The organism is Streptomyces luomodiensis (genome assembly GCF_031679605.1).
In the GTDB taxonomy this organism is placed as follows: domain Bacteria; phylum Actinomycetota; class Actinomycetes; order Streptomycetales; family Streptomycetaceae; genus Streptomyces; species Streptomyces luomodiensis.
In genome coordinates this window covers 7,983,223-8,003,956 of sequence record NZ_CP117522.1, presented here as the reverse complement: position 1 = coordinate 8,003,956, position 20,734 = coordinate 7,983,223, and the positions used below count along the sequence as shown (strand labels likewise).

The following is a 20,734-nucleotide window of genomic DNA, read 5'->3' as shown; positions in this document are numbered from 1 at the left end:
GGTCACTTGCTCTCCTCGGTGCGGGCGGCGACGGCGGACTCGTTCCCGCCGAGCAGCAGATACAGGACGGCCATGCGGATCGAGACACCGTTGGCGACCTGCTCGACGGCGGTGCAGCGGTCGGAGTCCGCGACCTCAGCGGTGATCTCCATTCCGCGGTTCATGGGGCCGGGGTGCATCACGATGGCGTGTTCCGGCATCCGCGCCATACGGTCGCCGTCCAGGCCGTAGCGGCGGGCGTACTCCCGCTCGGTGGGGAAGAACGCGGCGTTCATGCGCTCGCGCTGGACGCGCAGCATCATCACGGCGTCGGACTTGCCGACCACCGAGTCCAGGTCGTAGGCGACCTCGCAGGGCCAGCTCTCCACGCCGAAGGGGACCAGCGTCGGCGGGGCGACCAGCGTGACCTCGGCGCCCAGGGTGGACAGCAGATGGACGTTGGAGCGGGCCACCCGGCTGTGCAGCACGTCGCCGACGATCGTGATCCGGCGCCCGGCCAGGTCCTGTCCGACGCCGGAGCCCTCCGGGCTCAGGTGGCGGCGCATGGTGAAGGCGTCGAGCAGCGCCTGGGTGGGGTGCTCATGGGTGCCGTCGCCCGCGTTCACCACGGCGCCGTTGATCCAGCCGGAGGTGGCGAGCCGGTGCGGGGCGCCGGAGGCGTGGTGGCGGATCACGACGGCGTCGGCGCCCATCGCCTCCAGGGTGAGCGCGGTGTCCTTCAGGGATTCGCCCTTGGAGACCGAGGAGCCCTTGGCGGAGAAGTTGATCACGTCGGCGGACAGCCGCTTGGCGGCCGCCTCGAAGGAGATGCGGGTACGGGTCGAGTCCTCGAAGAAGAGGTTGACGACGGTACGGCCGCGCAGGGTGGGCAGTTTCTTGATCGGCCGGTCGGCGAGCCGGGCCAGTTCCTCGGCGGTGTCCAGGATCAGGACGGCGTCGTCGCGCGAGAGGTCGGCGGCCGAGATGAGGTGGCGCTTCATCCGGTTGCTCCGTGGGTGACAGAAGAGGTGCGGGCAGGCGGGCGGGCAGGCGCGGGGACCGGTGTCCTACGGGCACCGGTGGTCCGTCCGGGCGGGTGCCCCGGGATCGCCGGGGCTCTCCTCGCCGTCGGAGTGGGGCGCTACTTCCCGTCCGCGGGGGTGGTCGCGCGCAGCCCGAGGAGCACGCTGTCGCGGCCGTCCTCCTCGGTGAGCTGGACCTTGACCGTCTCCCGCAGCGACGTGGGGAGGTTCTTGCCGACGTAGTCGGCGCGGATCGGCAGTTCCCGGTGACCGCGGTCGACGAGGACCGCCAGCTGGACCGCGCGCGGTCGCCCGATGTCACCGAGGGCGTCCAGCGCGGCACGGATGGTGCGGCCGGAGAAGAGCACATCGTCGACGAGGACCACCAGACGGCCGTCGACGCCGTCGTCGGGGATCTCGGTGCGGGCGAGTGCGCGGGCCGGGCGCAGCCTCAGGTCGTCGCGGTACATCGTGATGTCCAGCGAGCCGACCGGAATCCGGCCGGGCCTGCCGGTGATCTCTTCGAGCCGGGCGGCCAGCCGCCGGGCGAGAAAGACACCACGGGTGGGAATGCCGAGCAGCACCACGTCATCGGCGCCCTTGGCGCGCTCGACGATCTCGTGGGCGATGCGGGTCAGAACGCGCGCGATATCCGGTGCTTCCAGCACGGAGCGCGCGGCGTCCGAGGTGTGTGCGTCCATACGAAACGGACCTCCTTCTCCGCCTCACGGGACGGACCTTAAAGGACGGTCGGATTTGCGCCATTCACACTAGCAGGGGCAGCGAGTGCCCCCGTCAACGCCCCTGGCCGGAGCCCCTCCGCTCCGTTCGGCTTGACGAATGGAAATTACGCTGCGTAACCTCACAGTGAGTGACCAGCCGCGCGGTGAAGCCGCACGTCGATACAGCGTCCGGGGAGCTTTATGTCCAGCGAATACGCCAAACAGCTCGGGGCCAAGCTCCGCGCCATCCGCACCCAGCAGGGCCTCTCCCTCCACGGTGTCGAGGAGAAGTCCCAGGGCCGCTGGAAGGCCGTGGTGGTGGGGTCGTACGAGCGCGGTGACCGTGCCGTGACCGTGCAGCGTCTCGCCGAGCTGGCCGACTTCTACGGCGTCCCGGTGCAGGAGCTGCTTCCGGGCACGAGCCCGGCCGGGGCCGCGGAGCCCCCGCCGAAGCTGGTACTGGACCTGGAGCGGCTGGCACATGTGCCGGTCGAGAAGGCGGGCCCGCTCCAGCGGTACGCCGCGACGATCCAGAGCCAGCGTGGTGACTACAACGGCAAGGTGCTCTCCATCCGCCAGGACGATCTGCGCACCCTCGCCGTCATCTACGACCAGTCGCCGTCCGTGCTGACCGAGCAGCTGATCAGCTGGGGCGTGCTGGGCGCCGACGCCCGCCGCGCGGTCCAGCACGAGGACGTCTGAGTCGTTCTCGCCCCTCTGCATCGGCTTTCTCCAGCAGCAGAAACGTGCCGCCGGTGGCGGTGGGACCCTTCTGGGTCTCCATCGCCACCGGCGGCTTTGTCATGCTCAGTCGCGCTTCGCCGGTGAGGACAGGCTCATGCGGCGTCCGGCCTCCGGCCCAGCGGTCCGGCGCGGGGTTATGCCTGGTGCTCCTGATCGCGGCGCAGACTCGGCTTCAGCTCCTTGATACGGCCCAGCAGACCGTTGACGAAGGCCGGCGAGTCATCGGTGGAGAACTCCTTGGCGAGCTGCACCGCCTCGTCGATCACCACCGCGTCCGGGGTCGCGTCCTCCCACACCAGCTCATAGGTGCCCAGCCGCAGCAGGTTCCGGTCGACGACCGGCATCCGGTCCAGCGTCCAGCCCACCGCATAGGTGGCGATCAGCTCGTCGATCCGCCCGATGTGCTGGGCATACCCCTCGACGAGCTGCATCGTGTATTCGCTGACCGGCGGCTGCCGGTCGTCGGTCCGGGCGTGCCGGATCCAGTCCGCGAGCACCGTCTGCACGGAGCTGCCGCGCTGATCGGCCTCGAAGAGGATCTGGAAGGCACGCTTACGGGCCTTGTTGCGGGCAGCCACGGTTAGTTGTTCACCCGACCGAGGTACTCACCGGAGCGGGTGTCGACCTTGATCTTCTCACCGGTGGTGATGAACAGCGGCACGCCGATCTCGTAGCCGGTCTCCAGCTTGGCGGGCTTGGTGCCGCCGGTGGAGCGGTCGCCCTGGACACCCGGCTCGGTGTACTCGATCACCAGCTCGACGGCGGCGGGCAGCTCGACGTACAGCGGGTTGCCCTCGTACATCGCCACGACGGCCTCGAAGCCCTCGAGCAGGTAGCGGGCGTTGTCTCCGACGACCTCGGGGGTGATGTAGATCTGGTCGAAGGTGTCCATGTCCATGAACACAAAGCTCTCGCCGTCCTTGTACGAGAACTGCATGCCGCGCTTGTCGACATTGGCCGTCTCGACCTTCACGCCGGCGTTGAAGGTCTTGTCGACCACCTTGCCGGACAGCACGTTCTTGAGCTTGGTGCGCACGAAAGCAGGGCCCTTGCCGGGCTTGACGTGCTGGAACTCGACGACGGACCACAGCTGGCCGCCGTCGAGCTTGAGCACCATGCCGTTCTTGAGGTCGTTCGTGGATGCCACGGTTGCGGGATCTCCTGGACTGCGCTGGCGGAGACCGAAGAGATGCGACGCGCCGTTCGCAGGCCGAAGCCGAAGCGTAAGGCCGTAGCCAAGCCGCGGCCGAAGCCTAGAGCGCGAGCAGCTCTTTGGTCGTGATGGTGAGTAGCTCGGGTCCGCCGTCCGCCTCGGGGCGGACGACGAGCGTGTCGTCGATCCGGACACCGCCCCGGCCCGGGAGGTGGACCCCCGGCTCGACGGTGACCGGCACACAAGCGTCCAGTTTACCCATGGCAGAGGGTGTGAGCCGAGGGTCCTCCTGGATTTCCAGGCCCACGCCGTGTCCGGTACACGGTTCCAGCGCGTCTTTGTAGCCCGCCGCGTCCAGCACTTGACGGGTCACCCGGTCCACATCCCGGTACGCCCGGCCCGGCACCAGCGCCTCCCGCCCGGCCCGCTGGGCGGCGAAGACGACGTCGTACAGCTCGACCTGCCAGTCCGCGGGCGAGGGTCCGATGACGAAGGTACGGCCCACCTGGCAGCGGTAGCCGCGGTAGTCGGCACCGAGACAGATGGTGAGGAAGTCGCCCTCCTCGACCCGCCGGTCGGTGGGCAGATGGCCGGGGCGCCCCGCATGGGGCCCCGCCGCGACGACGGTGGGAAAGGCCGGGCCGTCCGCGCCGTGGTCCACCAGCCGGCGCTCCAGCTCCAGCGCCAGATGCCGCTCGGTGCGGCCCACCAGGATCGACTCCAGCAGCTCGCCGAGCGCCTGGTCGGCGAGCTCCCCGGCGATCCGCATACAGGCGATCTCCTCGTCGTCCTTGACGATCCGCAGCTGTTCCACGGCCCGGCCCAGATCGGCGAGGCGGACCCGAGGAGCCGCGGCGCCGAGCGCCCGGTGGCGGGCGACGGTCAGATCGTGCTCCTCCACGGCCAGCGAGTCGGCCCCGTCCGCCGCGGCCAGATCGGCGGCGGCCACCGCCGGATCGCGGTCCGCCCCGGGCAGGACGAGCAGCCGCGGCTCCTCCGGACGCGGAGGGAGGGAGGAGGGGAGCGGAGAGGGGAACGGGACGTCGGCGGCCACCAGCACGTCCTGGACGGGGCCCAGCAACAGCACGGCCCCGGGCGGCACCTCGCCGCACAGATAGCGCACATTGGCGGGCCGGGACACCACCGCCGCCGCGCTCCCGGCCGCGGTGCACTGATCGCGCAGACGGGCGCGTCGGGCCGCGTACACCTCGGACATGTTCCCGAGCCTACGCACGCCCGGCGGGCACGGCCGGTCGAACGGGGCCGGACGGGGGTCCTACCAGCTGGGCGGGCTCGCGATGGAGCGGGCGACCACCTCGTCGAGCATGCGGGCCGTGGTCTCCACGTCATAGGTGGAGTTGTCGATGATCGGCAGACCGGAGCCGTACCACCCCGCCATCCGGCCGTGGATCCGCGCCACCTCCTCGTCGCTGAGGCGGCGGTTGCCGGTGCGGGCCGCGTTCCGCTCCAGCACGATCTCCAGGCCCGGCAGCACCACCACCGGCAGCAGCCCGGGGCCTACATGGCGCTTCCAGCCGCCGAGGCCGACGACCGGACGGTCGGGGAAGACGGCGTCGTCGAGGATGCAGGAGATGCCGTTGGCCAGGAAGTTACGGGCGGCGAAGCCGCAGGTGCGGCGGGCGAGGCGATACTGCGCCTCGGAGTTCTCGTTCCACCCCGACTGGGGGTTGGCGAAACCGGACCGGACCCACTCCCGCACATCGTCCAGGCTGATGTGCGCGGTCGGCACCCGGCGGCGGTCGGCCCAGTAGCGCGCCACCGTCGTCTTGCCCGCCCCGGCCGGTCCGATCAGCAGCACCGCCACCGCCGCCTGTGAGGCGTCGGCGACCGACGGGTCCGGCGAAGGGTGCGGCAGCGGCACCGGGCCGCCGGGCGGCAGCTGGACATGGCCGGTGGTGTTCACCGTCTCCAGCGGCGCCCCGGGGTGCGCGGGCGGGGCCGGTGGCGGCGACACCGGGTGGTGCGCGGGCGGTGCGGGATGTCCGGGCATGGGAGGCGCGGGCGGTGCGGGGGGATTCGGATGGGGTCCCGGGTGATGGCTGGCACTCGCGCCCTGGGCCCAGCCCGCGCCCCGCGGCCCCGGGACCGGCCCCGGCTGGTGGGGCGGTGGCAGCGGAGCCCCCACTGCATGCTGCATCCGGTGGCACTCCGTCTCGTACAGGCAGTTCTCGTCCGACAACTGTCGCGTGCTGACACGGCGGTGAGGCCGCTCCTGTCGAACGGTACCTGCCCACACCGCCGCTGTGTGAACGCCCCACAAACCCTTTGCCTGCCCGCCACCCCTTGCCGGCCAGGCAATTCGTCCCTCAAGGACCGCAACTGTGAGGAGTTGGAGGGGTGTTCTCGGCCCGCGGCGAGGCCGCGGGCCGCGAGGGCGATGATGAAGTTGTGACGCGACGGCGACGGAGCCGGTGGAAAGGAGACGGCGGGTGCGCGCCGGCTCAGCGGGAGATCTCGGCGTACGCGGCGAGCAGCACCGCCGGGTCCGGCCCCTCCAGGACGGTGGGCTTGGCGAGGCCGTCGAGGACGATGAAGCGCAGCAGGTCACCCCGGGACTTCTTGTCGACCTTCATGGTCTCCAGCAGCCTGGGCCACTGGTCGCCACGGTAGGTGAGCGGCAGCCCCACGGCCTCCAGGACGGCGCGGTGCCGGTCGGCCGTGGCGTCGTCCAGACGGCCCGCCAGCCGGCCCAGCTCGGCGGCGAAGACCATGCCCACGGAGACGGCCGCGCCATGGCGCCAGTTGTAGCGCTCGTTCTTCTCGATGGCGTGGGCCAGCGTATGCCCGTAGTTGAGGATCTCCCGCAGCCCGGACTCCTTGAGGTCGCTGGAGACGACCTCGGCCTTGACCCGGATGGAGCGCTCGATGAGCTCGGCGGTGTGCGGACCGGTGGGCGTACGGGCGGCGGCCGGGTCCCGCTCGATCAGCTCCAGGATCTCCGGGTCGGCGATGAAGCCCGCCTTGATGATCTCGGCGAGCCCGCTGACGTAGTCGTTGACCGGCAGCGAGTCCAGCGCGGCCAGATCGCACAGCACCCCGGCCGGCGGGTGGAAGGCGCCGACGAGGTTCTTGCCCTCGGCCGTGTTGATCCCGGTCTTGCCGCCGACGGCGGCGTCGACCATGCCCAGCACCGTGGTGGGGACGGCGATCCAGCGCACTCCGCGCAGCCAGGTCGCGGCGACGAACCCGGCGAGGTCGGTGGTCGCGCCGCCGCCGACGCCGACGATCACGTCGGTGCGGGTGAAGCCGGTCTGGCCGAGCGCCTTCCAGCAGTACGCGGCCACCTCGGCGGTCTTGGCCTCCTCCGCGTTGGGCAGCTGGATCGCGATGGCGTCGTACCCCTGCTCGGCGAGGTCCTGGCGGATGGCCTCACCGGTCTCGGCCAGCGCCTCGGGGTGCAGGACGGCGACGCGCTTGGCTGCGGTGCCGATCAGCCCGGGAAGCTCGCCGAGCAGCTGCCGGCCGATCAGCACCTCGTACGGCGCGGTGCCCGCGGTGCCTCCGACCTGGATGCGCGTGGGGGTGTCGGTGCTCATGCGTTCTTCAGCTCCAGTGCGTCCAGGACGGCGTCGGCGACGTCCTCGGGGGTACGGTCCTCGGTCGAGACCACGGCTTGGGCGACCTCGGTGTACAGCGGGCGGCGCTGCTCCATCAGCTCGCGCCAGCGCTGACGCGGATTGACCGCGAGCAGCGGGCGCGGGGAGTCCAGTCCGGTGCGCTTGACCGCCTCGTGGACCCCCATCTCCAGGAAGACGACGGGGAGCCCGGCGAGCAGCGCCCGGGTGCCCTCGTCGAGGATCGCGCCACCGCCCAGGGCCAGTACGCCCGGGTGCTCGGCGAGGGCGGCCCGTACGGCCTGCCGCTCCAGCTCACGGAAGTGCGGCTCGCCCTCGTCGATGAAGATCTCCGCGATCTCCCTGCCCGCCGTCCGGACGATGTCGAGGTCGGTATCGCGGAAGGTGGTGCCGAGCCGCTCCGCGAGTACCTGCCCGACGGTGGTCTTGCCGACGCCCATCGGCCCGACCAGCACCACGGCGGGCCGCACACCGGCCGACCCGCTCGGCCCCGTCTTGTCGTTCGCCCCGTCTCCGCCCGGTCGGCGAAGGCGCGCGTCCTCGTCCGTCTGCCGCCCGGCGGCCTCGCGTGCGTCGCTCAGCCCCGCCGTATCGTTCGCCCCGCCGCGGCAGCGGCTCATGTCACCGCCGCCCGCTCGGCGAAGGCGCGCGTCGTCATCCGTCTGCCGCCCGGCGGCCTCGCGTGCGTCGCTCAGCCCCGCCGTATCGTTCGCTTCTCCGCCCGCTCGGCGAAGGCGCGCGTCGTCATTCGTCTGCCGCCCGGCGGCCTCGCGTGCGTCGCTCACCGGATCGCCAGGTTGTCGAGGAAGCTCTCGACGTTGCGGCGCGTCTCGGTGACCGAGTCGCCGCCGAACTTCTCCGCGACCGCGTCGGCCAGGACCAGCGCGACCATCGCCTCGGCGACGATCCCGGCCGCCGGGACGGCGCAGACGTCGGAGCGCTGGTGGTGGGCCTTGGTGGCCTCGCCGGTGGCCACATCGACCGTGGCCAGCGCCCGCGGCACGGTCGCGATCGGCTTCATCGCGGCCCGGACGCGCAGCAGTTCGCCGGTGCTCAGCCCGCCCTCGGTGCCGCCGGAGCGGCCCGAGGAGCGCCGGATGCCCTCGTCCGTGGAGACGATCTCGTCATGGGCCTGGGAGCCGGGCACCCGCGCGAGGTCGAAGCCGTCGCCGACCTCGACGCCCTTGATGGCCTGGATGCCCATCAGCGCACCGGCCAGCCGCGCGTCGAGCCGGCGGTCCCAGTGCACATGGGAGCCGAGGCCCACCGGCACGCCGTACGCGAGCACCTCGACGACGCCGCCGAGCGTGTCGCCGTCCTTGTGGGCCTGGTCGATCTCGGCCACCATCGCCTTGCTCGCGTCGGCGTCCAGACAGCGCACCGGGTCGGCGTCGAGCTTCTCGACGTCGGAGGGCTTGGGGTGGACGCCGTACGGCGCCTTCGCGGCGGCCAGCTCCACGACATGCGAGACGATCTCGATTCCGGCCGTCTCCTTGAGGTAGGAGCGGGCGACGGTGCCCAGCGCCACGCGGGCGGCGGTCTCCCGGGCGCTGGCGCGCTCCAGGATCGGCCGGGCCTCGTCGAAGCCGTACTTCTGCATCCCCGCGAGGTCGGCGTGGCCGGGGCGGGGGCGGGTCAGCGGGGCGTTACGGGCCAGCCCGTCGAGGACCTCGGGGTCCACCGGGTCGGCGGCCATGACCTGCTCCCACTTCGGCCACTCGGTGTTGCCAACCATGATCGCGACCGGGGAGCCGAGGGTCAGCCCGTGCCGTACGCCGCCGATGAAGGTGACCTCGTCGCGCTCGAACTTCATCCGGGCACCGCGGCCATAGCCGAGCCGCCGTCGTGCCAGGGCGTCCGCCACCATGTCGGTGGTGATCGGCACCCCGGCGGGCAGTCCCTCCAGCGTCGCCACGAGTGCGGGGCCGTGCGACTCCCCCGCGGTCAGCCAGCGCAACCTGCTCAACGGTGCTCCCTCATGCGCGTGCCTCGACGTCCTGCGGCGCGGCCCGGTCCGCGCGACTCCGGTCCGCACTTCCGATCCTCCCACGACCGAGGGACTCCCCGGTTTCGCCGTCCATGGGGTGGACCGTTTCGGACCGTTTCCGAGGCCGTCAGGCGAGGACCGGGCAGGGGCCGCCGAGGGGCCCGTGCGAGGGTTCAGCGGGCCGCCAGCGCCTCGCGCATCGCGGCCAGGGGCGCGGGGGCGCGGCCGGTCATCTGCTCGACCTGGAGCACCGCCTGGTGCACCAGGAGGTCCAGGCCGCCGAGCACCGAGCCGCCGCGCGCCGACCAGGCGGCGGCCAGCGGCGTCGGCCAGGGGTCGTAGAGGACGTCGAAGAGCGCGCCGGGGCGGTCCGGTACGGCCGTGGCGAGCGCGTCGGCGGTGCCCGCGGGGGTGGTGGCGATCACCAGCGGCGCGCCGAGCGCCTCGGCCGCGTCGCCCCAGTCCGCCGTGCGCACCGCGATGCCCAGCCGCTCGCCCCACTGCCGCATCTCGGCGGCGCGGGCCTCGCTGCGGACGTACGCGGTGACCTCACCGTCGCAGATCCGGGAGAGCGCGGCCAGCGCCGAGGAGGCCGTGGCGCCGGCGCCCAGCACGGCGGCGCGCGGTACGCGCCCGACGCCGCGCTCCCGCAGCGCCGCCAGCATGCCCGGGATGTCGGTGTTGTCACCGAGCCTGCGGCCGTCGTCGGTGAAGACGACCGTGTTGACGGCCTCCACCGACGCCGCCGTGTCGCTGATCTCGTCCAGCAGCGGGATGACGGCGCGCTTGAGCGGCATGGTCAGCGACAGCCCGGCCCAGGCCGGTCCGTCGTCCTCGCCGAGCCGCTTGAAGAAGTCGGGCAGCCCGGTCTCGTCCACCTCGAAGCGGTCGTACGTCCAGCCGCTCAGGCCCAGTTCGCGGTACGCGGCGCGGTGGAGCACCGGTGACAGGGAGTGGGCGATCGGCGAGCCGAGCACCGCTGCCCTGCGGTTTTCCGACATCTTTCCTCAACCATTGTTCGTGCGCTGCCTATTGAACTTGTCGACCCACTTCTGATGTTCCGCGTAGGTCTTCGAAAAGTAGCTCTTTCCGCTGACCGCGACGAAGTAGTACCACCCGTCGGATGTCGGATTCATCGCAGCCCGCAGCGCGTCGTGGCCGGGATTTCCGATCGGACCGGGCGGAAGCCCCTTGTAGAAATAGGTGTTGTACGGGTTGTCGTATCCCTTGATCTCACTGATCGGGATATCCAGCTTGCTCTGGTTCTTGATGTAGTTGTACGTGGAGTCGAATTCCAGCCTGCCCCAGGTCTCGGGGTTCGTGGGCTTGAGCCGGTTGTAGACGACCTCGGCCATCTTGCGGAAGTCGTCGTGGGTGACGCCCTCCGCCTGGACCAGGCTGGCCACGGTGATCAGCTGGAACGGGCCGTCCAGGCCCAGGTCCTTCGCCTTGCCCTCCAGGTCCAGCTGGGCGTAGTTGCGGTTGGCCTCGGCGACCATCTTCCGCAGCACGTCCGCGGGCTTGGCGCCCTTGCCCACGCTGTAACGGGACGGGAACAGGAACCCTTCCAGCGGATCCTTGATCTTGCTGCTGTCATCGGCCCAGGAGGGCAGCCCGAGGTTCTTGGCCTCCTTCTGGGCGACGTCCGCGGTGGTCCCCGCCTTGACGCCGGTCTTCTTGTCGATCGCCGCGTAGACGGCGGCGTCGCGCATGCCCTCGGTGACGATCAGGGCGTTGCTGCTGGTGGGGTCGAGCATCAGCTTGACCGCCGCCGCGCCGGACATCTGCTTGCGGAGGCTGTACGTGCCCGGCTGGACGAACTTGCCGCTGTCCTCCACGGCCTCGACGAAGGCGCCGCTGCTCTTGACCACTCCCTTGTCGGCGAGGATCGAGCCGATCTCGGCATTGCCGGAACCGGAGGGGATCTCCACCTCGATCCGGCCGGTGCCCTCGCCGGCGTAGTCGGGCGCGGGGCCGTAGCGGCTCTGCCAGAAGTCGTAGGCGAAGTAGCCGCCTCCGCCGACCGCGCCCACCAGGACGACGGTCACGAAGAGGCAGGCCACGCCGCTACGGCGCTTCTTGGGCTGTCTGCCCTTGGCCTTCCGGCCGGGGCGCTCGTCCTCTTCGCCGTCGTCGTCCGCCGTGTCGTCCAGGTCCCGGCCGCCGCCGTCGAGGAAGAACGGGTGCTGCTCCTCCTCACCCTCTTCGGTGGCCGGCTCCTCGGGGGCCTGACGCTGGCGCGGCACCTGGTGCTCCGCGGGCACCACGGGCATCTGCTGCGTCCCCTGTACCTCATGGCCGCCCTGGGACCCATGAGGGGGCTGCGGCGACTGCTGTTGCCCCTGGTAGCCGTCCTGGGCGTAACCGTCCTGGACGGGGTACGAGGCGCCCTGGCCGCCGCCGTAAGGATCGCCGTAGGGATCGTGCGGGTCCATGCCCCCGTACGAGCCGTCCTGGGCCGGGTAGGCAGCCTCCTGGCCGGGGTACTCCTGCTGGTGCCGCTGGTGCGGATAGCCGGCCTCCTGGCCGTCCCAGTGGGGCTGCTGGTGCTGGTGGGCGTCCTGCGGATATCCGTGCGGATACTGCTGGTGCCCGTAGGGGTCCTGGCCGTAGGAGTCCTGGCCGTACGGATCCTGTGCGTACGCGCCCTGGCCGTGGGAGCCCTGGCCGTACGGATCGTGCGCGTAGGCGTTCTGCGCGTAGGGGTCCTGGGCGTGCGGGCCCTGGGTGTAGGCGTCCTGACCGGCCACGGTCTGGTGTGCGGTCCACTCCTGGTCCCCGTACAGCGGATCCTCGGGATGCCACGGTTGGGAGCCGGGTCCCCGGCCGTACTCAGTCATCGATCCCCTAGCGACGGCGGTGGCCACCGTTCGGTGTGCTCGTGGCACGGGCGACGGCGGCCATGTCGCGCGGAACGTTACCGTACCGCGATCAGATGACCACTTCGACGGCTTCTCCGGGAGCCCGGCCGGAGACCCGCTCGGTCTCCAGCGCGCTCTGGAGGATCACCACGGCGGCCGCCTGGTCCACCACCGAGCGGCCCTTCTTCGACGTCACTCCGGAGGCACGCAGCCCCTGGGACGCCGTGACGGTGGTCATGCGTTCGTCGACGAGCCGCACCGGCACCGGGGCGACCCGCCGCGCCAGCTCGCGTGCGAAGGTGCGCACTTTGCCCGCGGCAGGCCCCTCGCGCCCGCTGAGCGAGCGCGGCAGGCCGACCACCACCTCGATGGGTTCGTACTCCTCGACGATGGCCACGAGCCGCTTGTGGGCGGCCGGGATGTCGCGTCCCGGCACGGTCTCCACGGGCGTGGCGAGGATCCCGTCGGGGTCGCACGAGGCGACCCCGATCCGGGCGTCCCCGACGTCGACGGCGATGCGCCTGCCGCGTCGCACGGCGGTCAGGCCGATTCCGTGACGAGCCGCTCGACGGCCTCGATGGCCTCGCCGACGGCGTCCGGGTTCTGGCCGCCGCCCTGGGCGACGTCCGGCTTGCCGCCGCCTCCGCCCCCGAGCGTCTTGGCGGCGGTGCGGACCAGGTCACCGGCCCTGAGACCGCGCTCGCGGGCGGCCTCGTTGGTGGCGATCACGGTCAGCGGGCGGCCGCCTCCCACGGTGAAGAGGGCGACGACGGCCGGGCGGTCGCCCGGGATGCGCCCGCGCACGTCCAGGACGAGCTTGCGCAGATCGTCGGCGGAGGTGCCGTCCGGCACCTTGGCGGCGACCAGGGCCACGCCCCGGACGTCCTTGGCGCCCTGGGCGAGACCGGCGGCGGCCTGGAGCACCTTCTCGGCGCGGAACCGCTCGATCTCCTTCTCGGCCTCCTTGAGCCTGCCCAGCATGCCGGAGATCTTCTCCGGGAGCTCCTCGGGGCGGCCCTTGACCAGGTCGGTCAGCTGGGAGACGACCGTGTGCTCACGGGCGAGGAAGTTGTACGCGTCCACGCCGACTAGGGCCTCGACCCGGCGCACACCGGAGCCGATGGAGGACTCGCCGAGCAGCTTCACCAGACCCAGCTGGGCGGTGTTGTGCACATGCGTGCCACCGCACAGCTCCTTGGAGAAGTCGCCGATGGTCACCACGCGCACCCGGTCGCCGTACTTCTCGCCGAACTCGGCGATGGCGCCCTGCTTCTTGGCCTCGTCCATGCTCATCACCTCGGCGGTGACGTCGAGTTCCCGCGAGAGCACCTCGTTGATCTTCTGCTCGACGTCCATGAGCACCGTGCCGGGCACGGCGGCCGGCGAGCCGAAGTCGAAGCGGAAGCGGCCGGGCGAGTTCTCCGAACCGGCCTGGGCGGCGGTCGGACCCAGGGCGTCGCGCAGCGCCTGGTGGGTGAGGTGGGTGGCGCTGTGGGCGCGGGCGATGGCGCGGCGGCGCCTGACGTCGATCCGGGCGTGCGCACCGGCGCCGACCGTCACCTCGCCGACCTGGACGACGCCCTTGTGCACGCTGACGCCGGGCACCGGCTGCTGGACGTCCCGGACCTCCACCACGGCGCCGGTGTCGAGCTTGATCCGGCCGGTGTCGGCGAGCTGACCGCCGCCCTCGGCGTAGAAGGGGGTGCGGTCCAGGACGACCTCGACCTCGTCGCCTTCGGAGGCGGCGGGCGAGGACACCCCGTCGACCAGCAGACCGACGACGGTGGACTCGCCCTCGGTGTGGGTGTAGCCGGTGAATTCGGTGAGGCCGGAGCTGTCGGCCACCTCGCGGTAGGCGGACAGGTCGGCGTGGCCGGTCTTCTTGGCCTTGGCGTCGGCCTTGGCGCGCTCCCGCTGCTCCTTCATCAGCCGGCGGAAGCCCTCCTCGTCCACCGAGAGGCCCTGTTCTGCGGCCATCTCGAGGGTGAGGTCGATCGGGAAGCCCCAGGTGTCGTGGAGCAGGAACGCCTTGTCGCCGGAGAGCACGCTGCCACCGGCGGCCTTGGTGTCGGTGACGGCGGTGTCGAGGATGTTGGTGCCGGCCTTGAGCGTCTTGAGGAAGGCGGACTCCTCGGCCAGGGCGACGGTCTCGATGCGCTTGCGGTCGGTCAGCAGCTCCGGGTACTGCTGGCCCATCGTCTTCAGGACGACGTCGACCAGCTCGCCGACGACCGGCTCGGTGGCGCCGAGGATGCGCATGTTGCGGATGGCGCGGCGCATGATGCGGCGCAGCACATAGCCGCGGCCCTCGTTGCCGGGGGTGACGCCGTCGCCGATGAGCATGACGGAGGTGCGCATGTGGTCGGCGACCACGCGCAGCGAGACGTCGGTGTCATGGGCGGCGCCGTAGGCGACGCCGGTCAGCTCGGTGGCCTTGTCCATGATCACGCGCAGCGTGTCGGTCTCGTACATGTTCTGTACGCCCTGGAGGATCATCGCCAGGCGTTCCAGACCGAGGCCGGTGTCGATGTTCTTGCTGGGCAGGTCGCCGAGGATCGGGAAGTTCTCCTTGCCCTCGCCCGGACCGCGCTCGTACTGCATGAAGACCAGGTTCCAGATCTCCACGTAGCGCTCGTCGTTGACGGCCGGGCCGCCCTCCTCGCCGAACTCCGGACCGCGGTCGTAGTTGATCTCGGAGCAGGGGCCGCAGGGGCCGGGGACGCCCATGGACCAGTAGTTCGAGTCCATACCCAGGCGCTGGATGCGCTCGGCGGGGACGCCGACCACCTCGCGCCAGATGCGCTCGGCCTCGTCGTCCTGCTCGTAGACGGTGATCCACAGCCGCTCGGGGTCGAGGCCGTAGCCGCCCGCCTCCTGGGAGCTGGTCAGCAGCTCCCAGGCGTAACGGATGGCGCCTTCCTTGAAGTAGTCGCCGAACGAGAAGTTCCCGCACATCTGGAAGAAGGTGCCGTGGCGGGTGGTCTTGCCGACCTCTTCGATATCCGGGGTGCGCACGCACTTCTGCACGCTGACGGCGCGGTCGAAGGGCGGCTTGACCTCGCCGAGGAAGTACGGCTTGAAGGGGACCATGCCCGCGGGGACCAGCAGCAGCGTCGGGTCGTCCGCGATGAGCGACGCCGACGGCACGACGGTGTGCCCGCGCTCCTCGAAGAAGCGCAGCCAGCGGCGGCGGATTTCAGCCGACTCCATCAGTGGTCCTCATTTCCGGCTTTGTGGATCTTGTAGGGGGAAGTGCGGGTGAGCTGGGCCCGGCCGCGCTGGGCCGGCAGCTGCCTGCGGTCGTCCGGGGGCGGCGCGGTGAGCCCGAGCGCGTCCTTGAGCGCGGCTTCGCGGTCGGCCATGCCGTCCCGTACGTCGAGGGCGAAGACCTTGATCCGCCGGCCCGCCAGCACCGCCCGGTCGGCCGCCTGGGCGGCCAGGCTCTCCGGGGTGAGCTGGTTGAGCTTGCGGTTGACCTTGGTGGTGGCCCACACCCCGGCGGCGACGCCGGTGGTGAACCAGAATGTGCGGCGGAACATCCGGTCCTTCAGCCCTTCGATCCACGAGTGCGGCGGCCGCCCCGGCGGGCGGACGGCAGGGTCTTGCCGATGACGACGGTGCGCGCGGGCGCGGGCTCGTCCTCCGCCCGGCCCTTGCGGCCGATCGCCCGCCGGACGCCGTAGCCGAACGCGGCCACCTTGACCAGCGGTCCGCCGAAGGCGGTGGAGACGGTCGAGGAGAGCGCGGAGGCGTTGGAGGTGACCTCCTGGACGTCGGCGGCGATCGAGTCCACCCGGGCGAGCTGGGTGTTCGCCTCGCGCACGGTCGCGGACGCCTCGCTGAGCAGCGGGACGGCCTGGTCGGTGACCTCCGCCACCAGTCTGGTGGCCGCCTTGAGCGTCTGGGCCAGCCTCACCAGCGCGAGGGCGAGGAAGGACACCAGGATCGCCCAGAAGACGGCCACGAGGATCCCGGCCACCTCTCCACCGGACACGTCGCACCGCTCCCTGTCGCCGCTCGTCGTCGTTTGGTCTTGTTGTCGTGCTGGTCGTACTGATCGTGCTGCTGGTCGTTCAGGTCTTCGTCGCCCACCGCTCTCGGGCGGTCTCCGGGCGCGGGCGGCAGGTATCGACCTTATCGCGCCGCGCAGGCGCACCCGAAACGGATAAGGGTCGGTGGGCGGCCCGCCGGGGGCGGCCATCGGACAAGCCCGCGGGTTCCCCGCCGACCGGTGTCGAAGGGGAACCCGCGGGCTTGGTGCGTACCGCCGTACCGCCGTACCGTCCGTCCGTTCCGCCGGATCAGCGGGCGTAGTACTCGACGACGAGCTGCTCGTCGCAGATCACCGGGATCTCCTTGCGGTTGGGGTCCCGGTCGAGGCGGAAGGCGAGCGCCTTCAGGTTGACCTGGAGGTAGCGCGGGGTCTCGCCGTCGGGGGCGTAGCCACCCTCGCGCGCCACCTGGAAGGGGTGCTTGTCGCGGCTGCGCTCGCGGACCATCACCACGTCGTCCGGGCGGACCCGGAAGGACGGCTTGTCGACCTTGCGGCCGTTGACCTCGATGTGGCCGTGGGTGACCATCTGGCGGGCCTGGTAGATGGTGCGGGCGATCCCGGACCGCAGGACGAGCGCGTCCAGCCGGCGCTCGAGCTCGACGACCAGGGCCTCACCCGTCTTGCCTTCGGCCTTCCGAGCGCGGTCGTAGGCGCGGGCCATCTGGCGCTCGCTGATGTCGTACTGGGCACGCAGCCGCTGCTTCTCCAGCAGCCGGACCTTGTAGTCACTGGTCTGCTTGCGGCCACGGCCGTGCTCACCCGGCGGGTAGGGGCGGGCCTCGAAGTACTTGACGGCCTTCGGAGTCAGGGCGATGCCGAGCGCCCGCGACTTCTTGACCTTGGGACGCGACTGGTTCACGGGGAACGAACCTCCATGTAAGTTAGGTGAGCCTTACCTTAGCCGAGGAGAACGCATGTTTCGACCTGGGATCCCCCTGCCCAGCACTGGTCAGAGCCCCGAGGAGGGTCAGCCGCGTCCCATGGAAGACACCCTGCGGCCGACGCCGGCAGAGCGCGTACGTACTCTCGTGGAATCCAAGGCTACGGCGTCGTTGACGGTTCCCGGAAACGAGCCCCTGGACGATCTGGGGGCGGACGGTCCGGCCGCCCGTACCGTCGCTCCCGACGGTGATGTGCTGCTGCTCGTGCCCGGAGGCTCCGCCGCCGCCCGCGCCGCCGCGTACGCCCAGGACGACGAGCTGACCTGCGTGATGGAGATCACCGACGTCGCCCCCGTCGCGATGCGCCACCGCATCCGCGGCCGCGCCTGGGTGGCCGGCTGGCTCACCCCCGTCCCGTGTGGGGAGCGGACGCGCGCCGCGGCGGCGCTGCTGGCCGAGCGGCATCCGGTGGGCGAGTTGCTCGGCCTCGACCAGGCGCCGCGGCCCCCGCGGTCCGGTGGGCCGGCCGCCGGTGTCGGGCCCGCCGGGAGGGCCGCCTGGACGCTGCTGCGGCTGGAGGTCGGCGAGGCGTGCGTGGACGACCTGTGGGGCGTGGCCGACGTGGAGCCGGACGACTTCGCGACGGCCGCCCCCGATCCGCTCGTCCGGCACGAGGCCGATCTGCTCCAGCATCTGCACGCCGCCCACAGCGATCAGGTGCGCGGACTGTGCGCGCTGCTCGGCGACCGCTCCGCCATGGTCTGCACCCGGGGCCCGGCCACCCCGGTGGCCCTGGACCGCTTCGGCCTGCGGGTGCGCTTCACGGACGAGACGGACCGGCCGTTCGACGCGCGCTTCGACTTCCCCGAGCCGGTGCGGAACGTGCTCGAACTGCGGCGGGCGATGCAGGCCCTGTTCGACGCCGCGACCGGCTGAGGCGATTCGCGGGCCAGGTCGGTGGGCTGGGCCGGTGGGCTGAGTCCGGGGTCCCCCGGCTAGGACGAGGCCGGGGCCGAACCGTCGGCGGACGGCGGCGGATCGCCCCGCAGCCGCGCCCGCACCCGCTCCACCACATCCGCGTACCGCGCCTCGGCCCCGTACCGCGTCGGCTCGTAGTACCGCTTGCCGTGGATGGTGTCCGGTGCGTACTGCTGCGCCGCGATCCCGCCCGGCAGATCGTGCGGGTAGAGATAGCCCTGCGCATGGCCGAGCTTCTTTGCGCCCTGGTAGTGGCCGTCGCGCAGATGCGGCGGCACCGGGCCCGCGAGCCCCGCCCGCACATCCGCCAGCGCCGCGCCGATCGCCGTGGTGGCGGCGTTGGACTTGGGCGCGAGCGCCAGCGCGATCGTGGCGTGGCTCAGCGTGAGCGCGGCCTCCGGGAAGCCGATCAGGGCCACGGCCTGCGCCGCCGCCACGGCGGTGGGCAGGGCGGTCGGATCGGCGAGACCGATGTCCTCGCTCGCCGAGATCATCAGCCGCCGGGCGATGAACCGCGGGTCCTCCCCCGCCTCGATCATCCGGGCCAGATAGTGCAGCGCCGCGTCCACGTCCGAGCCGCGGATGGACTTGATGAGGGCGCTGGCCACGTCGTAGTGCTGGTCGCCCGCGCGGTCGTACTTCACCGCGGCCCGGTCGACCGCCTCCTCCAGCGTGCCGAGCGTGACCTCGGACTCGCCCTTGTCCAGGGCCGCCCCGGCGCCCGCCTCGAGCGCGGTGAGCGCCCGCCGGGCGTCACCGCCCGCTATGCGCAGCAGATGCGCCTCGGCGTCCTCCGGAAGGGTGACGGCCCCGGCGAGCCCACGCTCGTCGGTGAGCGCGCGCCGCAGCAGTCCGCGCAGGTCGTCGTCGGTGAGCGGCTCCAGGGTGAGCAGCAGCGAGCGGGAGAGCAGCGGGGAGATCACCGAGAAGTACGGATTCTCGGTGGTGGCCGCGATCAGCGTCACCCAGCGGTTCTCGACGGCGGGCAGCAGCGAGTCCTGCTGGGCCTTGCTGAAGCGGTGGATCTCGTCCAGGAAGAGCACGGTGTCCCGGCCGTACGCCCCGGAGGAGCGGCGCGCGCCGTCGATGACGGCCCGGACCTCCTTGACCCCGGCGGTGATGGCCGACAGCTCGACGAAGCGCTTCTGGGTGGCCTGGCTGACCACATACGCCAGCGTCGTCTTTCCGATGCCCGGCGGGCCCCACAGGATCACCGACGACGGCCCGGCCGGTCCGCCGCCGCCCTCGCCCACGAGCCGGCGCAGCGGGGATCCCGGGCGCAGCAGATGCTGCTGGCCCACGACCTCGTCGAGGGTGCGCGGACGCATCCGCACGGCCAGCGGGCTGCTGGCCGGGTCCTTCTCCTGACGGTCCTCTGCGGCGGCGGTGAACAGGTCTGGCTCCACGCGGGAAGCCTATGCCACGCCTCTGACACTCTTCCCTTTCGGGCCGAGCCCCGCGTCAGGCGGTCCAGAAATCCCACCAGCGGGTCAGGATCAGCATGCCGATGACGCCGATCCACAGCACCGGGACCACCCAGTGGAACTCCATGAGACCGCGCCGCAGCCCGTCCGGCGCGGGCAGGTATCCGTGCTTGAGGTTGTAGCCGGTGACGTAGCAGAACATCACGATCGTGGCGACCCAGGCGAGGCAGCACCACAGGCACAGCGAGCCGATGACGTACAGCGACTCGTACTGGAGCCAGGTCACGAAGCCGACGCCGAAGAGGCAGCCCGCGTTGAAGGTCAGCCAGTACCAGCGCGGGAAGCGCGCCCCGGCCAGCAGGGACATGCCCACGCAGATCACGATGCCGTAGGCGACCAGCCCGAGCATCGGGTTCGGGAAGCCGAAGGCCTGGGCCTGGTCGCTCTCCATGATGTTGCCGCAGGAGACGACGGGGTTGAGGCTGCAACCGGGGGTGAAGACCTTACCGTCGGCCTTGTACTCGAGGATCTTGTTCTTGTCGATCGTGATGACCCAGGCGGCGAGGAGACCCAGCGCACCGGTGATCACGAGCAGGAGGGCGAAAGCACGACCGCCTCCCGTCCCGACCCGAGCGCCCTCGTGCGCCTCACCGGACTCCACATCGTCCACCACTGTCGTCGCCATACTCGCCGTCCGTCGCTCTCCACAGTCTCCGGCCCTGCCGGGCACGGCCATTGTGCCGCACCCGCTCTCGCCGTAGGGCGCGCTTATCGCGGCCATGCCATGGTGCCCTGCCCCCCGTTCGGAGGACATAAGACGGGCTTCCCGGTCGTCCCCCGGCACCCGTGGCGGCACCGTCGGGCTCATGGGCATGGCGGGAGAAGCGGTACGGGTGCGCCGGCCGCGCGAGCGCTATGGCGCGGTGACCGCGCCGGACGGCGTTGACCTGGGCATCCGGCAGGGTGAGGTGGTCGGGCTCCTGGGACCCGACGGGGCGGACAAGAGCACGGCCGTGGAGACCCTTCAGGGCCAGCGGAGCCGGGACGCGGGTGAGGTCGCGGTGCTGGGCCGGGACCCCGCCTCCGGGGGACGGGGGTGGCGTTCCCGGGTCGGCACCGTTTGGCAGGATGAATCGGCCCCGGCCGAGTTGACGGTGCGCGCTCGAACGGGACGAGAAGGTGCCGCGGCGGCTGCGCGGCACACCGATATCCCCGGCCGCGTACGTCCTCGGCACGCTGTGGCGAACTGCCGGTGTTACGCCGGACCGCCTGGGGGCCTTCGGCAGGCTCGCCGTGGCCGACCACACCGCGGCGGTCACCAGCGCGATGCGGC

At 71.5% G+C, this 20,734-nt stretch carries 20 protein-coding genes and 2 pseudogenes; 4 read left to right on the top strand and 18 right to left on the bottom strand.

What is annotated here, in order from left to right; genetic code table 11:
* Window positions 1-2 precede the first annotated feature (2 nt).
* On the bottom strand, window positions 3-980 hold the full coding sequence (locus tag PS467_RS33905; RefSeq protein WP_311038403.1) for an aspartate carbamoyltransferase catalytic subunit: 978 nt from the start codon (window positions 978-980) through the stop codon (window positions 3-5).
* A 140-nt stretch (window positions 981-1,120) separates the two neighbouring features.
* Window positions 1,121-1,702, bottom strand: a complete 582-nt coding sequence (pyrR, locus tag PS467_RS33900) for a bifunctional pyr operon transcriptional regulator/uracil phosphoribosyltransferase PyrR (RefSeq protein WP_311038402.1) — start codon at window positions 1,700-1,702, stop codon at window positions 1,121-1,123.
* A gap of 222 nt (window positions 1,703-1,924) precedes the next feature.
* On the opposite strand from pyrR, the gene bldD reads away from it, so the two are divergent.
* Window positions 1,925-2,425 carry a transcriptional regulator BldD gene (gene bldD / locus PS467_RS33895; RefSeq protein ID WP_014056259.1) on the top strand — a complete coding sequence of 167 codons (501 nt, stop codon included), beginning with the start codon at window positions 1,925-1,927 and terminating at the stop codon, window positions 2,423-2,425.
* Window positions 2,426-2,601: 176 nt separating this feature from the next.
* Here the strand turns inward: bldD and nusB are convergent, their stop codons facing one another.
* The 14 genes from nusB to rpsD all read right to left on the bottom strand — a co-directional run bounded on the left by nusB (window position 2,602) and on the right by rpsD (window position 16,977).
* On the bottom strand, window positions 2,602-3,045 hold the full coding sequence (gene nusB, locus PS467_RS33890; RefSeq protein ID WP_268975494.1) for a transcription antitermination factor NusB: 444 nt from the start codon (window positions 3,043-3,045) through the stop codon (window positions 2,602-2,604).
* 2 nt (window positions 3,046-3,047) lie between these two features.
* A complete protein-coding gene (efp, locus tag PS467_RS33885; protein WP_037951647.1) occupies window positions 3,048-3,614 on the bottom strand; it encodes an elongation factor P in 567 nt (188 codons plus the stop codon).
* 106 nt (window positions 3,615-3,720) lie between these two features.
* Window positions 3,721-4,836 (bottom strand): M24 family metallopeptidase, encoded by a 1,116-nt coding sequence (locus PS467_RS33880; protein WP_311038401.1) that lies wholly within the window; start codon window positions 4,834-4,836, stop codon window positions 3,721-3,723.
* Window positions 4,837-4,896: 60 nt separating this feature from the next.
* Window positions 4,897-5,778 carry a Pro-rich N-terminal domain-containing protein gene (locus tag PS467_RS33875; protein WP_311038400.1) on the bottom strand — a complete coding sequence of 294 codons (882 nt, stop codon included), beginning with the start codon at window positions 5,776-5,778 and terminating at the stop codon, window positions 4,897-4,899.
* A 304-nt stretch (window positions 5,779-6,082) separates the two neighbouring features.
* Window positions 6,083-7,177 (bottom strand): 3-dehydroquinate synthase, encoded by a 1,095-nt coding sequence (aroB, locus tag PS467_RS33870; protein WP_311038399.1) that lies wholly within the window; start codon window positions 7,175-7,177, stop codon window positions 6,083-6,085.
* Window positions 7,174-7,656 carry a shikimate kinase gene (locus PS467_RS33865; RefSeq protein ID WP_311040040.1) on the bottom strand — a complete coding sequence of 161 codons (483 nt, stop codon included), beginning with the start codon at window positions 7,654-7,656 and terminating at the stop codon, window positions 7,174-7,176. Before PS467_RS33865 ends, aroB begins: the two co-directional genes overlap by 4 nt.
* A 341-nt stretch (window positions 7,657-7,997) precedes the next feature.
* Window positions 7,998-9,182 carry a chorismate synthase gene (aroC, locus tag PS467_RS33860; protein WP_311038398.1) on the bottom strand — a complete coding sequence of 395 codons (1,185 nt, stop codon included), beginning with the start codon at window positions 9,180-9,182 and terminating at the stop codon, window positions 7,998-8,000.
* A 194-nt stretch (window positions 9,183-9,376) separates the two neighbouring features.
* On the bottom strand, window positions 9,377-10,204 hold the full coding sequence (locus PS467_RS33855) for a shikimate dehydrogenase (protein ID WP_311038397.1): 828 nt from the start codon (window positions 10,202-10,204) through the stop codon (window positions 9,377-9,379).
* Window positions 10,205-10,210: 6 nt separating this feature from the next.
* On the bottom strand, window positions 10,211-12,043 hold the full coding sequence (mltG, locus tag PS467_RS33850; RefSeq protein WP_311038396.1) for an endolytic transglycosylase MltG: 1,833 nt from the start codon (window positions 12,041-12,043) through the stop codon (window positions 10,211-10,213).
* A 91-nt stretch (window positions 12,044-12,134) separates the two neighbouring features.
* Window positions 12,135-12,608: a Holliday junction resolvase RuvX gene (ruvX, locus tag PS467_RS33845; RefSeq protein WP_268977211.1), complete on the bottom strand. Its 474-nt coding sequence runs from the start codon at window positions 12,606-12,608 to the stop codon at window positions 12,135-12,137.
* Window positions 12,605-15,274 carry an alanine--tRNA ligase gene (gene alaS, locus PS467_RS33840; protein ID WP_311038395.1) on the bottom strand — a complete coding sequence of 890 codons (2,670 nt, stop codon included), beginning with the start codon at window positions 15,272-15,274 and terminating at the stop codon, window positions 12,605-12,607. Before alaS ends, ruvX begins: the two co-directional genes overlap by 4 nt.
* Window positions 15,274-15,603 (bottom strand): DUF6167 family protein, encoded by a 330-nt coding sequence (locus PS467_RS33835; protein ID WP_268975485.1) that lies wholly within the window; start codon window positions 15,601-15,603, stop codon window positions 15,274-15,276. Before PS467_RS33835 ends, alaS begins: the two co-directional genes overlap by 1 nt.
* An 8-nt stretch (window positions 15,604-15,611) precedes the next feature.
* On the bottom strand, window positions 15,612-16,058 hold the full coding sequence (locus tag PS467_RS33830) for a DUF948 domain-containing protein (RefSeq protein WP_268977210.1): 447 nt from the start codon (window positions 16,056-16,058) through the stop codon (window positions 15,612-15,614).
* Between the two features lie 307 nt (window positions 16,059-16,365).
* The gene (gene rpsD / locus PS467_RS33825; protein ID WP_311038394.1) at window positions 16,366-16,977 is read right to left on the bottom strand and encodes a 30S ribosomal protein S4; all 612 of its coding nucleotides are present in this window, start codon (window positions 16,975-16,977) and stop codon (window positions 16,366-16,368) included.
* Window positions 16,978-17,170: 193 nt separating this feature from the next.
* Here rpsD and PS467_RS33820 point away from each other — a divergent pair, with 193 nt between their 5' ends.
* Window positions 17,171-17,935 carry a DUF2470 domain-containing protein gene (locus PS467_RS33820; RefSeq protein WP_432280673.1) on the top strand — a complete coding sequence of 255 codons (765 nt, stop codon included), beginning with the start codon at window positions 17,171-17,173 and terminating at the stop codon, window positions 17,933-17,935.
* A 59-nt stretch (window positions 17,936-17,994) separates the two neighbouring features.
* Here PS467_RS33820 and PS467_RS33815 read toward each other — a convergent pair whose 3' ends face one another.
* The gene (locus PS467_RS33815; protein ID WP_311038392.1) at window positions 17,995-19,383 is read right to left on the bottom strand and encodes a replication-associated recombination protein A; all 1,389 of its coding nucleotides are present in this window, start codon (window positions 19,381-19,383) and stop codon (window positions 17,995-17,997) included.
* A 55-nt stretch (window positions 19,384-19,438) separates the two neighbouring features.
* A complete protein-coding gene (locus PS467_RS33810) occupies window positions 19,439-20,086 on the bottom strand; it encodes a vitamin K epoxide reductase family protein (RefSeq protein ID WP_311038391.1) in 648 nt (215 codons plus the stop codon).
* 181 nt (window positions 20,087-20,267) lie between these two features.
* Between PS467_RS33810 and PS467_RS33805 the strand changes: the two are divergent.
* Both PS467_RS33805 and PS467_RS33800 read left to right on the top strand, forming a co-directional pair.
* Window positions 20,268-20,558: pseudogene (locus PS467_RS33805) on the top strand (ATP-binding cassette domain-containing protein); the annotation flags it as partial.
* A 1-nt stretch (window position 20,559) separates the two neighbouring features.
* Window positions 20,560-20,643: pseudogene (locus PS467_RS33800) on the top strand (ABC transporter permease); the annotation flags it as partial.
* Window positions 20,644-20,734: the final 91 nt, after the last annotated feature.